At 68.0% G+C, this 15,226-nt stretch carries 12 protein-coding genes and 1 pseudogene; 11 read left to right on the top strand and 2 right to left on the bottom strand.

What is annotated here, in order from left to right:
• Positions 1 to 15: 15 nt before the first annotated feature.
• Positions 16 to 408 carry a PPOX class F420-dependent oxidoreductase gene (locus AB0J95_RS21970; RefSeq protein ID WP_364760550.1) on the top strand — a complete coding sequence of 131 codons (393 nt, stop codon included), beginning with the start codon at positions 16 to 18 and terminating at the stop codon, positions 406 to 408.
• A gap of 6 nt (positions 409 to 414) precedes the next feature.
• On the opposite strand, the gene AB0J95_RS21965 is transcribed toward AB0J95_RS21970, so the two are convergent.
• Positions 415 to 1,125, bottom strand: coding sequence for an FCD domain-containing protein (locus tag AB0J95_RS21965; RefSeq protein WP_364760547.1), 711 nt, complete (start codon positions 1,123 to 1,125; stop codon positions 415 to 417).
• Positions 1,126 to 1,224: 99 nt separating this feature from the next.
• Here AB0J95_RS21965 and AB0J95_RS21960 point away from each other — a divergent pair, with 99 nt between their 5' ends.
• The 5 genes from AB0J95_RS21960 to AB0J95_RS21940 all read left to right on the top strand — a co-directional run bounded on the left by AB0J95_RS21960 (position 1,225) and on the right by AB0J95_RS21940 (position 10,198).
• Positions 1,225 to 2,100: a carbon-nitrogen hydrolase family protein gene (locus tag AB0J95_RS21960; RefSeq protein WP_364760544.1), complete on the top strand. Its 876-nt coding sequence runs from the start codon at positions 1,225 to 1,227 to the stop codon at positions 2,098 to 2,100.
• Positions 2,097 to 3,407, top strand: a complete 1,311-nt coding sequence (locus AB0J95_RS21955; RefSeq protein ID WP_364760541.1) for an APC family permease — start codon at positions 2,097 to 2,099, stop codon at positions 3,405 to 3,407. The genes AB0J95_RS21960 and AB0J95_RS21955 overlap by 4 nt, the downstream gene beginning before the upstream one ends.
• A gap of 299 nt (positions 3,408 to 3,706) precedes the next feature.
• Positions 3,707 to 5,614 carry a glycoside hydrolase family 9 protein gene (locus AB0J95_RS21950; protein ID WP_364760538.1) on the top strand — a complete coding sequence of 636 codons (1,908 nt, stop codon included), beginning with the start codon at positions 3,707 to 3,709 and terminating at the stop codon, positions 5,612 to 5,614.
• Between the two features lie 71 nt (positions 5,615 to 5,685).
• A complete protein-coding gene (locus AB0J95_RS21945; RefSeq protein WP_364760535.1) occupies positions 5,686 to 7,935 on the top strand; it encodes a cellulase family glycosylhydrolase in 2,250 nt (749 codons plus the stop codon).
• 10 nt (positions 7,936 to 7,945) lie between these two features.
• Positions 7,946 to 10,198 (top strand): glycoside hydrolase family 9 protein, encoded by a 2,253-nt coding sequence (locus tag AB0J95_RS21940; protein ID WP_364760532.1) that lies wholly within the window; start codon positions 7,946 to 7,948, stop codon positions 10,196 to 10,198.
• A gap of 54 nt (positions 10,199 to 10,252) precedes the next feature.
• Here AB0J95_RS21940 and AB0J95_RS21935 read toward each other — a convergent pair.
• A pseudogene (locus AB0J95_RS21935) lies at positions 10,253 to 10,360 on the bottom strand (GlsB/YeaQ/YmgE family stress response membrane protein); the annotation flags it as partial.
• A gap of 468 nt (positions 10,361 to 10,828) precedes the next feature.
• Between AB0J95_RS21935 and AB0J95_RS21930 the strand changes: the two are divergent.
• The 5 genes from AB0J95_RS21930 (at position 10,829) to AB0J95_RS21910 (ending at position 15,206) form a co-directional block, all read left to right on the top strand.
• Positions 10,829 to 11,983 (top strand): permease, encoded by a 1,155-nt coding sequence (locus AB0J95_RS21930; RefSeq protein WP_364760529.1) that lies wholly within the window; start codon positions 10,829 to 10,831, stop codon positions 11,981 to 11,983.
• Between the two features lie 209 nt (positions 11,984 to 12,192).
• The gene (locus AB0J95_RS21925; RefSeq protein WP_364760526.1) at positions 12,193 to 13,173 is read left to right on the top strand and encodes a cation diffusion facilitator family transporter; all 981 of its coding nucleotides are present in this window, start codon (positions 12,193 to 12,195) and stop codon (positions 13,171 to 13,173) included.
• Positions 13,174 to 13,350: 177 nt separating this feature from the next.
• Positions 13,351 to 14,091, top strand: a complete 741-nt coding sequence (locus AB0J95_RS21920; RefSeq protein WP_364760523.1) for a hypothetical protein — start codon at positions 13,351 to 13,353, stop codon at positions 14,089 to 14,091.
• Positions 14,092 to 14,292: 201 nt separating this feature from the next.
• Positions 14,293 to 14,778 carry a Chromate resistance protein ChrB gene (locus AB0J95_RS21915; protein WP_364760520.1) on the top strand — a complete coding sequence of 162 codons (486 nt, stop codon included), beginning with the start codon at positions 14,293 to 14,295 and terminating at the stop codon, positions 14,776 to 14,778.
• Complete coding sequence (locus AB0J95_RS21910; protein ID WP_364760517.1) at positions 14,775 to 15,206, top strand: chromate resistance protein ChrB domain-containing protein; 432 nt, start codon at positions 14,775 to 14,777, stop codon at positions 15,204 to 15,206. The genes AB0J95_RS21915 and AB0J95_RS21910 overlap by 4 nt, the downstream gene beginning before the upstream one ends.
• The last annotated feature ends 20 nt before the right edge of the window (positions 15,207 to 15,226 follow it).

Raw genomic sequence — 15,226 nt, 5'->3', positions numbered from 1 at the left:
GGCCAAGATACGGCCATGGACCTCCCCGACGGCCTGATCGCGTTGCTCCAACAGCCCAGCCAGTGCTTCCTGGCCACCTCGATGGCCGACGGCTCGCCGCACCTCACCCAGACCTGGGCGGACACCGACGGCGAGCACATCCTGATCAACAGCGCCCTGGGCTTCCAGAAGATCAGGAATCTCGAGCGCGACCCGCGGGTGGCGGTGAACATCCTGGACCCGGACAACCCGTTCCGCTACTACGCGATCCGGGGTCATGTCCTGAGCATCACGACCGAAGGCGCGGCGGAGCACATCGACAAAGTCGCGTTGCGGTACACCGGTGCGCCTTACAGCTGGTATCCGGGCCAGACCCAGACCCGGGTGCTGCTGACCATCCAGGCCGACCGGATCAGCTACACCGGGTGAACGCGTCTACTCCGGCGGACGGGAAAGCATGGTGTGGCGCAAGGCTTCCACGTGCCGGCCGGCCACCTCGACCGCGGCGACCGGGTCCTGGCCGGTGATGGCCCGCGCGAGCGCGCGATGTTCCTCATTGGACTCGCGCAGGTAGTTGATGGGGTAGGGCAGGTAGTACCGGTAGAGCTCATGCAGCGCCTCGGCATACCTCGATGAGGCCAAGCCGCTGGCGTGGGCGACGGCGAGGTGGAACCGGGCGTCGAGGTCGTGGAACTCGGCCCAGCTCGTGGCCTGGTCCATGCGCTGCACGAGGGAATGCAGCTCCGCCAGGCACTCCGGGGGCCGGCGCAACGCGGCCAGGTGGACGAGACCGCATTCCAGTGCGAGCCGGTGGTCGATGAGCTCGCCGATCTCCGCCGTGGCTCCGGTGTAGGCGGCGATCTCCTGGACCCGGCCGGTGGCGGGGGAGGCGGCGACGAGGGTCCCACCGGTGCGCCCACGCCGCCGTTCGAGCACACCGTCCTCACACAGCGAGACCAGCGCCCGGCGCACGGTGATCTCGCCGACGTCCAGCGCCCGGGCGATGTCCGCGTTGAGCGGCAGGCGTTCCCCGGGGACGAGCAGGCCGAGTTCGACGGCCAGCGCGATGCGTGCCCGGACGGTGTCCAGGGCGGACAGACGGCGGATGCCGGTGAGCGCTGGTGCGGTGAGTCCGGCGTCGGCCATGCGGCCACCGTACCGGACAAAACTGTTCAAAGTGAGCACTCTTGTTTAAGTGGTCAAGATGGTCTATTTTTCGGCTTGTCCCCAGCGAGGAGGGCCGCGATGCCGCGACCGCTGCCGATCGCACTGATCCAGGCCGTGCCACACCCGGCCGAACGCGCGCTGACCGGCTTCGCCGCCGAGGTCGAGGCGGTGATCGCCGAACAGCCCGAGGCGCGCCTGCTCGCGTTCCCCGAACTGCACCTGTGCGGAGTCACCGGTTCACGGTCCGAATGCGACGACCGGCTGCGCCAGGCGGCCGAGCCGTTGACCGGGCCGCGGGTTACGCAGCTCGCGGAACTGGCCGGTGATCTCGGCATCTGGCTGGCTCCGGGCAGCGTCTGTGAACGCGGCCCGAACGGTGAACTGTTCAACACCGCCTTGGTGTTCTCGCCTGAGGGGACGCTGGTTGCCTCGTACCGCAAGGTTTTTCCGTGGCGACCCTATGAGCCCTATGATCCCGGCGATCGGTTCGTGGTGTTCGACGTGCCAGACGCGGGCCGGGTCGGGTTCTCGATCTGTTACGACGCCTGGTTTCCCGAGCTGGCCCGGCACCTCGCCTGGATGGGCGCCGAGCTGATCCTCAACCCGGTGCAGACCACGACTCGCGACCGCGCGCAGGAGCTGGTCCTGGCCCGTGCCAACGCGATCGTCAACCAGGTGTTCGTGGCGAGCGTGAACACGGCCGCACCAGCCGGGATGGGCCAGAGCCTGATAGTCGACCCGGAAGGCCACGTGCTGACCGAGGCCGGTACCGAGTCCACTGTGCTCACCGCGTCGCTGGATCTGGCGCGGGTGGCAGAGGTCCGGGAGCACGGCACGGCGGGGCTCAACCGGATGTGGAGCCAGTTCACCGACCACGACGCCCCGCTCGAACTTCCCTTGTACGAGGGGCGGATCAGCCCTGGCCGTTGGCGGCCTCGAGGAGATGACGCGTGAAGCAGCGTACCGGTTTGACCCCGCACCTGGGCCTGCGCTCGGTTGTCCTTTTCGGACTCGCGTACATGGCTCCGCTGATCGTGCTGGGAACGTACGGCATCGTCGCCGAGTCGACCAACGGAACCGTGCCCAGCGCGTACTTGCTGGCGTTGGTGGCGATGCTGTTCACCGCCGCCAGCTATGGCTTGATGGCGGCCAGATATCCGGTGGCCGGGTCGGCGTACACCTACGTGCGCAAGGCGATCGACTCCCGCGTCGGGTTCCTGGTCGGCTGGGCGGTGCTGCTCGACTACTTCTTCCTGCCGATGGTGATCTGGCTGATCGGCGCGGCGTATCTCAACGCGCAGTTCCCCTCCGTGCCGACCTGGGTGTGGGTGGTCGGGTTCATCCTGACCACCACCGTGCTCAACATCCTGGGCATCAAGGTCGCCGCGGGCGCGAACTTCGTCCTGATGGCCTTCCAGATCCTGGTGATCGTGTTCTTCTTCGTGCTGTCCCTGCGCCAGGTCGTGGTGGACGGCGGCAGCCTGCTGAGCACGACCCCGTTCCTGCACGAAGGTTCGTCGCTGACCACCATCTCGGCGGGTGCCGCGCTCGCGGCGTACGCGTTCCTTGGGTTCGACGCGGTCACCACGTTGATCGAGGAGACCCACGAGCCGCGCAAGACCATACCCCGCGCCATCCTGCTGACCGCGTTGATCGGCGGCGCGATCTTCGTCCTGCTGGCCTACGCCACCCAGCTGGTGCACCCGGGCAGCACCTTCGACGACTCCTCCTCGGCCGCCTTCGAGATCGCCAAAACCATTGGCGGCACCCTGTTCGGCGCGGTGTTCCTGGCCGGGCTCGTCGTCGCCCAGTTCGCTTCGGGGATCGCGGCACAGGCCGGCGCGTCCCGACTGATGTACGCCATGGGCCGCGACGGCGTGCTGCCCAAGCGTGTGTTCGCCTACCTCCACCAACGACTGGAGACCCCCATATTCGGCATCGCCCTGGTCGGTGTGGTCGGCCTCGTCGCGTTGACCCTCGACGTCAGCACCTCGACGTCGTTCATCAACTTCGGCGCGTTCACCGCCTTCACGTTCGTCAACCTCAGCGTCATCGCGTTGTACGTGCGCGAACGCGGCCCGGTGCTGACCAGACTCGTCTTCCCCGCGATCGGCGCCGTGGTGGACATCTGGCTGCTGACCAACCTCGACGGCATCGCGCTGACCCTCGGCCTGATCTGGCTGGGCATCGGCGTCGTGTACCTCGCCGTCCTCACCCGCGTGTTCCGCACCGCCCCACCCGAAATGACCTTCGAGGACTGACATCCTCGGCGAGGTCCGGGCGGCAGTACTCGGCGACGAACTGGGCTTCGCCGCCGATCCGCCGATAGCGCCGTTCCAGCTCCATCACGCCGAACCCCACCCGGTCCCTGGCTCCCACGCCAGCAGCCGTTTCGCGGCGGCCCACGCGTTCGCCGCCGGACGTCCGGCAGGTCGGCCACATCGCCCACGATCCCGTAGTCGTGTTCGTGCCGGTTTACAACGTGGAGACGAGACGCTACGGTCAGGAGCTGGGAGCGCTCCCAGAAAACCCCTGCCGCCGGAGGCATCCCATGTGGACAATGCTGTCTCGGGTTCTGTCCGTCCTGCTGTTCGCTGGTGTGGTGGCCGTGCCCGCGGCCGCCGATCCTGTTGGCGCTGCGGCGTTCAACTATGGGGAGGCGCTGCAGAAGGCGATCTGGTTCTACGACGCCCAGCGGTCGGGCCGGCTGCCGGCCGGCAACCGGGTGTCGTGGCGCGGCGATTCCGCGCTGACCGACGGTCAGGATGTCGGCGTGGACCTGACCGGCGGTTTCTACGACGCCGGTGACCACGTGAAGTTCGGTCTGCCGTTCGAGTTCAGCATGACCATGCTGGCGTGGGGCGTGGTGGACGACCAGGCCGCCTATCAGCGCTCCGGCCAGTTGCCGTTCATCACCTCGAACCTGCGGTGGGGTGCGGATTGGCTGGTCAAGGCGCATCCGCAGCCGAACGTGCTGTACGGCCAGGTCGGCAAGGGCGACGAGGACCACAGGTGGTGGGGCCCGGCCGAGACGATGGCGATGCCCCGTCCGTCGTACAAGATCACGGCCTCCTGCCCGGGCTCCGACCTGGCCGGTGAGGCCGCGGCTCAGCTGGCGGCGACGTCGATGGTGTTCAAGGCCAGTGATCCAAGTTACGCCACCACGTTGCTCACGCACGCCAAGCAGCTCTACACGTTCGCGGACACCTACCGTGGCGCGTACTCCAACTGCATCACCGACGCGCAGAACTTCTACCGCTCGTGGAGCGGCTACCAGGACGAACTGGTGTGGGGCGCGATCTGGCTGTATCGCGCGACCGGTGACGCCGCCTACCTGGCCAAGGCCGAGGCGGAATACCCCAAGCTGTCCACCGAACCGCAGAGCAGCACGCGTTCCTACAAGTGGACCATCGCCTGGGACGACAAATCCTATGGCGCGTATGCGTTGCTGGCCCGGCTGACCGGGAAGCAGACCTACATCGACGACACCAACCGGTGGCTGGACTACTGGACCGTCGGCGTGAACGGGCAACGGGTGCCGTATTCGCCCGGCGGGCAAGCGGTGCTGGACTCGTGGGGGTCACTGCGCTACGCCGCCAACACGGCATTCGTGGCGCTGACCTACAGCGACTGGCTCAAGACCGCGGATTCCGCGCGCGCCACCCGGTATCACGACTTCGGTGTCCGGCAGATCGGCTACGCGCTCGGCGACAACCCACGGAAATCCAGTTATATGGTCGGTTTCGGCGCCACCCCACCACGCAACCCGCATCACCGCACCGCGCACGGCTCCTGGTCGGACAACATCAACGAACCGGCCACGAGCAGGCACGTGCTCTACGGCGCCCTGGTCGGCGGGCCCACCGGGCCCAACGACGCCTACACCGACGACCGCACGAACTACACGATGAACGAGGTCGCGCTGGACTACAACGCGGGTTTCACCAGCGCGCTGGCCCGGCTCTACGGCGAGTACGGCGGCACGCCGCTCGGCTCGTTCCCGCAGCCGGAGACCCCTGATGGCCCGGAGATCCTCGCCCAGGGCGCGCTCAACCAGCCGGACGGGCCCAGCTTCACCGAGGTGAAAGCGTTCGTGCTGAACAAATCGGCCTGGCCCGCGCGCACGTTCACCGGATCGCTGCGCTACTACTTCACCCTCGACGGCAGCACGACACCCGCGCAGATCACCGTCACGTCCCCGTACAACCAGTGCGGAACCCCTGCCGTCAAACAGTTCTCCGGCGCCGTGTACTACGTCGACGTCAGCTGCTCGAGTGGGGTCGCGCCGGGCGGGCAGTCCCGGTACCGCAAGGAGATCCAGTTCCGGATCACCAGCTCCGGCACCTGGGACCCGGCCAACGACTGGTCGCGGACCGGCCTGGCGCCCAGCGGCGCGACCCCGGTGACCAGCGACCATCTCACCCTCGTGCAGGGCACGACCACCGTCTGGGGCACCCCGCCCGGCTGAGCGCCGGACGACGTCAGACCCGCGACGATCCCGACTGGGAGCGCTCCCAGATCGGCTACGAGGAGGTAGGCATGATCTGGCGGTTGCTCCGGGCGATGATGATCGGCGTGTTGCTGACGGCGTTCGCCGTGGGCACGCCAGTCCAGGCCGCCGCGCCGACGCGGATCATGGCCCTGGGTGACTCGATCACCGGCTCACCCGGCTGCTGGCGGGCCCTGCTCTGGCAGCATCTGCGCGACACCGGGCACACCGACATCGACTTCGTCGGCACCCTGCCCGCTCCAGGGTGCGGATTTCCCTACGACGGCGAGAACGAGGGCCACGGTGGCTTCCTGGCGACCGGGATCGTGCGGGACAACCAGCTTCCCGGCTGGCTGTCAGCCACCAAGCCGGACATCGTGCTGATGCACTTGGGTACCAACGATGTCTGGAACAACATCCCGGCGAGCACGATCCTCGACGCCTACACGACGCTGCTCGGCCAGATGCGTGCGAGCAACCCGGCGATCAAGCTCATCGTCGCCCAGATCATCCCGATGAACCCGGCCAACTGCTCCGCGTGCGGCCAGCGCGTGGCCGCCCTGAACAACGCCATCCCCGCATGGGCTCAGGCACACAGCACCGCGGCCTCGCCGATCACCGTGGCCGACCAGTGGACCGGGTTCGACACCGCCGCCGACACCACCGATGGCGTGCACCCCAACAGTTCCACCGGCATCCAGAAGATGGAGGCCCGATGGTATCCCGCATTGGTGGCCGCCCTTCCGCGCGCGGACGCCGGTGGTCTGCGGATCAGCGGCACCAAGATCACCGAGGCCAACGGGGCCGCCTTCGTCATGCGCGGAGTCAACCACGCACATGTCTGGTACCCCAGTCAAACCAGCTCGTTCGCCAACATCAAGTCCTTCGGCGCCAACACCGTCCGGGTCGTTCTCGGCAGCGGCCAGCGCTGGGGGCCGACCTCGGCCGCCGAGGTCACGAACGTGATCTCGCTGTGCAAGCAGTCCCGGTTGATCTGTGTGCTGGAAGTCCATGACACCACCGGTTTCGGCGAGGAAGGCGCGGCGGCGAGTCTCGACCAGGCCGCCAGCTACTGGATCAGCGTCGCGAACGCCTTGCAGGGCCAGGAAAACTACGTCGTGATCAACCTCGGCAACGAGCCGTTCGGCAACAACCAGCAGGTGAGCGCGACCTGGGCCAGTGCCACGAGCAGCGCGATCGGCCGGCTGCGCGCCGCGGGCCTGCGGCACCTGCTGATGGCCGACGCGCCGATGTGGGGCCAGGACTGGCAGAACGTCATGCGGGACGACGCGGCCGCGGTGTTCAACGCCGATCCGCAGCACAACACGGTGTTCTCCATCCACATGTATGGCGTCTACGACACCGTGGCCGAGATCAACGCCTACTTCGACGCGTTCCAGACCGCCGGGCTGCCGCTGGTGGTCGGCGAGTTCGGCAACCGGCACTCCGACGGCGACCCGGACGAGGACACGATCATGGCCCAGGCGCAGGCCCGCGGCCTGGGCTACCTCGGCTGGTCGTGGAGCGGCAACAGCGGCGGCGTGGAGTACCTCGACATGGTCAACGGCTTCAACCCGGCCAGCCTCACCCCGTGGGGCGAGCGGTTCCTCAACGGTCCCAACGGAGTTCGTCAGACCGCCAAGGAAGCCACCATCTACGGCGGCGGCAACGGGGGAGATACTCAGCCACCGACCACTCCTGGCACACCCACGGCCTCCTCAGTGACGTCCACGAGCGTCACGCTGTCCTGGAGCGCTTCCACGGACAATGTCGGCGTGACGGGCTACGAGGTGTTCCGGGCGCCCGGCACCGGCGGCAGTTTCAGCCAGGTCGGCTCAACCGCGACGACCACGTTTACCGACACCGGCCTGGCCGGCTCGACCAGCTACCGCTACCAGGTACGGGCCCGTGACGCGGTCCCCAACTTCTCGGCCAACTCAGGCACCCTGACGGTGACGACCACTCCCGGAACCGCCACCTGCAAGGTCGTCTACGCGGCCTCGAACTGGGGCGGCGCCAACGGGTTCACGGCGAACGTGACCATCACCAACACCGGCAGCACGACGATCAACGGCTGGACCCTCGGGTTCGCCTACGCCGCGGGCCAGCAGGTGACCCTGCCCGGCTGGGGCGCCACCTGGACCCAGTCCGCCGCGAACGTGACTGCGGCCAACCTCGCCTGGAATGGGACGCTGGCACCGAATGCCTCGACGGGCATCGGCTTCAACGGCACGCACAACGGGTCCAACCCGGCGCCGGCGTCGTTCACCCTCAACGGAAGTGCCTGCACCACAGGCTGAAAGGAAACGGATGTCCCGCAAGACCCTCACTGCTCTGCTGGCGATGACGCTGGTGTTGACGACACCGGTCGCGGCGTCGGCTGCCCCAGCCGAACAAGTCGCCAACGGCGGGTTCGACGAGGGCACCGCGCCCTGGTGGTGGTCGGCCAACGCGCCCGCCGCGGTGGTGGACGGCCGGCTGTGTACGACCGTTCCGGCCGGCACGACCAATCCCTGGGATGTGAGCATCGGCCAGAACGAGATCGACCTGGTCGCGGGGGAGCCCTACGCGTTCGCCTTCACCGCGTCGGCGTCCGCCCCGGTCACCGTCCGGGCCAACGTCCAGCTGGCGGATCCGCCCTATACCGCGGAAACCTCCCAGCAGGTGCCGTTGACCGAGACGCCCGGCCGATCGGAGTTCGCGTTCACCTCGTCGGTCTCCACCGCCAAAGCCCAAGTGGTGTTCCAGATTGGTGGCAACCCGGACGGGTTCACCTTCTGCCTGGATGACGTGTCGCTCGCGGGCGGGACGGCACCGCCGCCCTACATTCCCGACACCGGACCGAGAGTGCGCGTCAACCAGTCCGGCTACCTGCCCAGTTCCGCCAAGCACGCCACGCTCGTCACCGACGCCACGCAACCGGTGGCGTGGCAGCTGAAACGTCCGAACGGGACAGTCGCGGCGCACGGAATGACCAAGCCGCAAGGAATCGACCCGACCTCGCGGCAGAACACGCACCTGATCGACTTCGGCTCGGCGGGTACCGGCACCGGGTACACGCTCAGCGCCGACGGTGAGACCAGCGTTCCCTTCGACATCGGCGGCGACTTCTACCAGCGCCTGCGGTCGGACTCGTTGGCGTTCTTCTACCACCAGCGCAGCGGGATCCCCATCGATGCGGCGCTGGTCGGCGCCGCCTACGCCCGCCCAGCCGGACATCTCGGCGTGGCACCGAACCAAGGTGACACGAACGTCGCCTGCCAGCCTGGGGTGTGTGACTACCGGCTGGATGTGCGCGGCGGCTGGTACGACGCCGGTGACCACGGCAAGTACGTGGTGAACGGCGGGATCTCGGTCGCCCAGTTGATGAGCGAGTTCGAACGCGTGCGTACCCACCCGGGTGGGCTCGGCGATGGCAGGCTGCGCATCCCCGAGCGGGCCAACGGTGTTCCCGACATTCTCGACGAGGCCCGCTGGGAGCTGGACTTCCTGCTGCGCATGCAGGTTCCGGCCGGCCAGCCGTTCGCCGGGATGGCACACCACAAGGTGCACGACAACGAGTGGACCGGTATCCCGCAATTGCCGAACCTGGACCCGAAGCTGCGTGAGCTGCACCCGGTGTCCACGGCGGCGACCTTGAACCTGGCCGCCGCGGCCGCCCAGTGCGCACGGGTGTTCGCGCCCTACGACCGGGCCTTCGCCGACCGGTGCCGCACGGCGGCCCGTCAGGCCTGGACCGCCGCCAAAGCCAATCCGGCAGTCTACGCCTCGCCTTCGGACGGCAACGGCGGCGGCACCTACGACGACACCAACGTGACCGACGAGTTCTATTGGGCGGCAGCGGAGTTGTACCTCAGCACCGGTGCGCCCGAGTACCGCGACGCGGTGCTGTCGTCGCCACTGCACACCGCCGACGTGTTCACTGTGGACGGTTTCTCCTGGCAGTCGGTCGCCGCGCTCGGCCGGCTCGATCTGGCCACCGTGCCCAGCCGTCTGCCCGACCGTGAGCGTGTCCGGCGTTCGGTCGTCACTGGGGCTGACACCATGCTGGCCGCGGCGCGTGGACAGGCGTACGAGGTCGCGTACGCGCCCAGCGGCGGACAGTACGTGTGGGGTTCCAACAGCCAGGTGCTCAACAACTTGGTGGTGCTGGCCACTGGGTTTGACCTGACCGGCAAGACCGCGTACCGGGACGCTGTCCTCAGTGGACTGGACTATCTGCTGGGTCGCAACCCGCTGAACAAGTCCTATGTGACCGGCTACGGCGAGCGGGACTCGCACAACGAGCACCACCGCTTCTGGGCCCACCAGTCCGATCCGGCTTTGCCGAACCCGCCCGCGGGTTCGCTCGCCGGCGGCCCCAACTCGGGGATCCAGGATCCGGTGGCGCAGGACAAGCTCAAGGGTTGCGCGGCGGCGATGTGCTACATCGACGACAACGGGTCTTGGTCGACCAACGAGGTCGCCATCAACTGGAACTCCGCGTTGGCGTGGGTCGCCGGGTTCGCCGCCGACCAGGCCGAACGGCAGCACTGCGGGCCAGTGAGCCGGTCGGTCCGCTGAGGGACAGGTGATGCCACCGCCCGCTCCCGGGCGGTGGCATCACCGATTGGGCGCTTAGACCCTTCGTCGTCCGTAGAGGCCGGCGACCAGGCTGACGCCGATCCCGGCGAGCACGACCTGGATGATGATCTCGATCCAGTCGATTCCGTTGGTCACCTCCGCGAGCGATACCCGTTTTCCCGGCCGGAAACTCCTGGCGCGGCCAGTAAACTTGTCTCGTGAAAATCGCCCTGTGGGGCATGATCTGTCTGCTCGGGATGCTCGCGGGGCAGACGCTGCTCGGTGGCCTCGGCATGTTGCTCCTGGTAGGCACCCTCCCGGTGAACCACCGATGACCGAGCTGCCGGTGGTCGCCGGTCACCAGTCCGCTCGATGTGACCGAGGAGGCAGCAGCGGACGGTCGCCGACTGGACGCTGACCGTCGCCGAGGCGCGACCTCAGTTACCAGCCGAACTTCCCCCTCGCGCCGAGTTGGACCGCGGGCACCCGATCCCACACCTGTCCGATGGGCTTTGTGGACTACGAAATCGTGGTCCGGGCATCTTCTGCGAGTCGTGGTGAGGGCGAGGACGATGGGGGTTGTCTTCGCGCGGGGCGGATACCCCATGCGGGTATGAAGGGGTGGTGGTTGTGGGCGCGATAGGGCACGCGCTGGCGCTGGCCGGGTCGATGACCTGGGAGATCTTGTGGGCGCTGATCCTTGGGTTCCTGTTGTCCGCTGTGGTGCAGGCGGTGGTGCGTAAGTCCACGATCGTGCGGTTGATGGGCGATGACCGGCCGCGCACGTTGGCGGTGGCGTCTCTGCTCGGCGCCGCGTCGTCGTCGTGCTCCTACGCCGCGGTCGCGCTGGCGCGCTCGCTGTTCCGTAAGGGCGCGCACTTCACCGCGGCCATGGCCTTCGAGATCGGTTCCACCAACCTGGTCGTCGAGCTCGGGATCATCATGGCGTTGCTGATGGGCTGGCAGTTCACCGCCGCCGAGTTCGTCGGCGGGCCGATCATGATCGTGCTGCTGGCCGTACTGTTCCGGATCCTCGTCCGTGAGCGTCTGCTCGCCAAAGCGCGCGAGCAGGCCGAACGCGGGCTGGCCGGGTCGATGGAGGGCCACGCGGCGATGGACATGTCCGTGCAGGGCGAGGGTTCGTTCTGGCGCAGGCTGTTCTCGCCGCGCGGGTTCACCTCGGTGTCACACGTGTTCGTCATGGAGTGGGCGGCGATCCTGCGCGACCTGGTGATCGGGCTGCTGATCGCCGGGGCGATCGGGGCGTGGGTGCCGGAATCGTTCTGGCGGGCGTTCTTCTTCACCGACCACCCGGTCGTCTCCGCGGTGTGGGGACCGATCGTCGGGCCGATCGTGGCGATCCTGTCGTTCGTCTGCTCGATCGGCAACGTCCCGCTCGCGGCCGTGCTGTGGAACGGCGGCATCAGCTTCGGCGGCGTGGTGGCGTTCATCTTCGCCGACCTGCTCATCCTGCCGATCCTGAACATCTACCGGAAGTACTACGGCGCCCGGATGACGCTGGTGCTGCTCGGCACCTTCTATGCGGCCATGGTCGGCGCCGGCTACCTGGTCGAGCTGCTGTTCGGTGTCACCGGCCTGATTCCCGGGGAGCGCTCCGCGACGGTGATGAACGAGGGCATCTCGTGGAACTACACCACCTGGCTCAACATCGCGTTCCTCACCCTCGCCGTGGTCCTGCTGGTCCGGTTCTTCCGCAGCGGTGGCCGGGACATGCTGCGCATGATGGGCGGCTCCCCGGACGCCCAATCATCCACAGTGGACTAGTCTGCTGTGACACTCTTTGGTTGTTGCAGGTAGATGGCTGTTACGCCGTTGTCGCGTACCTACCTGGACCCGTACCGTCTGCGACAAGGATCGAATCGACCAGGCGAAGGGGCGAGCGCGTGACTGCCGAGCACGGACACGGGCATGGCCACGGGCACGGTCATGGTCATGGGCATGGGCATGGGCACCGAGCCAGTGCGAAAGCCCGGATGTGGGCAGCGGTGCGGCATGCGGTGGTGCCGCACAGCCATGACACGGCTGACATTGTGGACAGCGCGCTGGAGGCCAGCCGCCGGGGGATGCGCGCGTTGTGGATCTCGTTCACCGCGTTGATGATCACCGCTGTCGGGCAGGCGGTTCTGGTCGCGTTCACCGGTTCGGTGGCGCTGCTCGGGGACACGCTGCACAACTTCGCCGACGCGCTGACAGCGGTCCCGCTCGGCATCGCGTTCGTGCTGGGGCGTCGGGCCGCGACGCGCCGGTTCACTTACGGCCTGGGCCGCGCCGAGGATCTCGCTGGCCTGGTTGTCCTGGCCGTCATCGCGACCTCCGCCGGACTGGCCGGGTGGGAAGCGGTCAGGCGGCTGATCGAGCCGCAGGACATGCGCAACATCGGCTGGGTCGCCGCCGCGGGTGTGATCGGCTTTCTGGGCAACGAGATCGTGGCCCGCTACCGGATCAACGTCGGCCGCCAGATCGGCTCGGCGGCTTTGGTCGCGGACGGGTTGCACGCTCGGACCGACGGCTTCACCAGCCTGGCCGTGCTTGTCTCAGCGGGAGGTGCGGCGATCGGCTGGCGGTGGGCGGATCCGGTGGTGGGCCTGCTGATCACCGCCGCGATCCTGTCGGTGCTGTGGGGCGCGGCCAAGGAGGTGTTCGCAAGACTGCTGGACGCGGTCGACCCGCACCTCGTCGACGAGGCCGAGCGGACCCTGGCGGGCACACCGGAAGTCCTTGCGGTGGACCAGGTCCGCATGCGCTGGGTCGGGCACGCCCTGCACGCCGAAGCCGACCTGGAGGTCGATCCGGGCCTGAGCCTCAGCGACGCCCACCGGATCGCACACGAGGCCGAACACCGCCTGCTGCACGCATTGCCGCGGCTGAGCCGGGCGGTGCTGCACGTCCACCCGGCCGGTCCGCACGGAGACGGCGAACACGAACTCGTCGCCCATCACCACCGCGAGAACTGACCCGGTCCAGATAGGACAGGGCTGTTCACAACCGCGACCGGCAGGGTACGAACTTTTTGGTGCGCTCCCTTTGGCGGATTGTGACCGGCGGTCACACCAGGCAAGGTCATCTCTTGGCCGTGTCGAAGGCGGGTGAGCCAATCGCTCACCACCGAGGTTGCCAATGGGGGGCACCTGATGAGTCGTCAGTTCGCGATGCCGCGCGCCCGAAGACGAGCACTGTCGGTCATGCTGCTCTCACTCACAGTCTGTTTGTCCGGTTTGGTCGTTCCAGCGGTCACCGCTGTGGCCGCCCCGGCTGCCGTCCCGGACGAGACCCCCGATGCGGCGTCGGCCCTGCTAGCCGCCCGTGCCGCGAACAAGTCCGTGCGAGTGCTGAGCCAGACGGACGAGTCCACTGAGGTACGGGCGAACCCGAACGGCTCAATGACGATGACCGTGCACCGCCAACCGGTCCGGGTGAAACAGTCCGGCAAGTGGGCACCGGTGGACCTGACGTTGGTGCGGCGTCCGGACGGGACAGTGGGTCCCAAGGTCGCGCCGATCGACGTGGTGCTGTCCAACGGCGGCACCGGCTCGCCGATCGTCAAGGTGGGCAAGGCCGGTACCGAGGTCGGTCTCGGCTGGCCGGAGGCGTTGCCCGAGCCGCGGCTGGCCGGCCCGACGGCGACGTACCCGGAAGTGCTGCCGGGCGTGGACCTGAAGGTCACGGCGGAGGTCGACGGGTTCAGCCAGGTGCTCGTGGTCAAGACCCCGGAGGCGGCCAGGAACCCGAAGCTGAAGCGGATCTCGTTCGGCTCCTACACCCGCAACACCAAGGTCAAGACCCTCGACGGTGCGTCAGCATGGGACGGAACCAGGACGTGGGTCGAGATTCCTCCGGACAGGATGACGAACCGCCACACCGGAGGCAGGTGATGGCTGACGCTTCTGCGGAAGTGTCGGCCTACCTCGAGGCGTAGACGTGGTTGCGGGGTGTGCTGGGTGGGGGAGCTGGTGGTTTGCCCTGGCCTGAACACCGCGGTGTGCTAGCACCCTCTCGGCCACCGGCATGCCTCGAAGAGAGACTGTAACCGGGGTTACAGTAGGGGTGATGGCCGGGCATGGCGGGAGGGTGTGATGGCGGATGTGGGGCGGTGGGTGTTGTTGAGCTACCGGTTGCCGCGTGAGCCGTCGACGCCTCGGATCACGGTGTGGCGCAAGCTCAAGCGGCTGGGTGTCGCGTTGATCTCCGATGGGTTGGTGGCGTTGCCCGCGGATGCCCGGACCCGTGAGCAGCTGGAGTGGATCGCGGACGAGGTGGTGGAGGCGGGTGGGAACGCGGCGATCTGGATCGCCGAACCCGGCGCCGTGGCGACCGAGCGTGACCTGGCCAAGGCCATGGCGAAGTCACGCGCGAACGAGTACACCAAGGTCACGGCCGAAGCCCTGGAGGGGTCCGGGCTCGGCGACCTGGCGCGGATGTCCCTCGCCCGGCGGCTGCGTGCGGAGCTCCGCCGCATCTACCGCCGCGACTACTTCCCGCCCAACGAACGTGACCAGGCGATGGCGGCGGTGGAGGCACTCGTCGCCCCGGCCATGAGCCAGCGGGAGCAGCCCTCGTGAAGTGGGCGACCCGCGCGGGCGTTCACGTCGACCGCGCCGCCTGCGCCTGGCTGATCCGCCGCCACATCGACGCGGACGCGGAGTTCGTGTTCGTCGGAGACCCCGCGGAGGTCCCGGCCGACGCCACGCCGTTCGACATGCGTGGCGTCGAGCTGTCCCACCACGGCGGCGACTGCACCTTCGAGACCATCCTGCGCCGCTACGACCTGGACGATCCGGTGCTGTGGCGGATCGCCCAGATCGTGCACGAGGCCGACGTCGACGACGAACGCTACGACGCCCCGGAGGCGCCGGGCCTGGATGTGGTGCTGCGCGGCCTGTCCATGGTGTGCACGGACGGGCAGACACTGGACCACACCGGGCCGGTCTTCGACGGCCTGTACGAGTTCTACCGCCGGGCGGGCCTACTCGGCCGTGAGCCTGCCTGACGCTGCCCGGGTGGGCGAAG

The sequence above is a fragment of the Actinocrispum sp. NPDC049592 genome (genome assembly GCF_040675465.1).
Lineage (GTDB): Bacteria > Actinomycetota > Actinomycetes > Mycobacteriales > Pseudonocardiaceae > Kibdelosporangium.
Note: the sequence above shows the minus strand (reverse complement) of the source record. Positions and strands in the feature narration are given on the sequence as shown.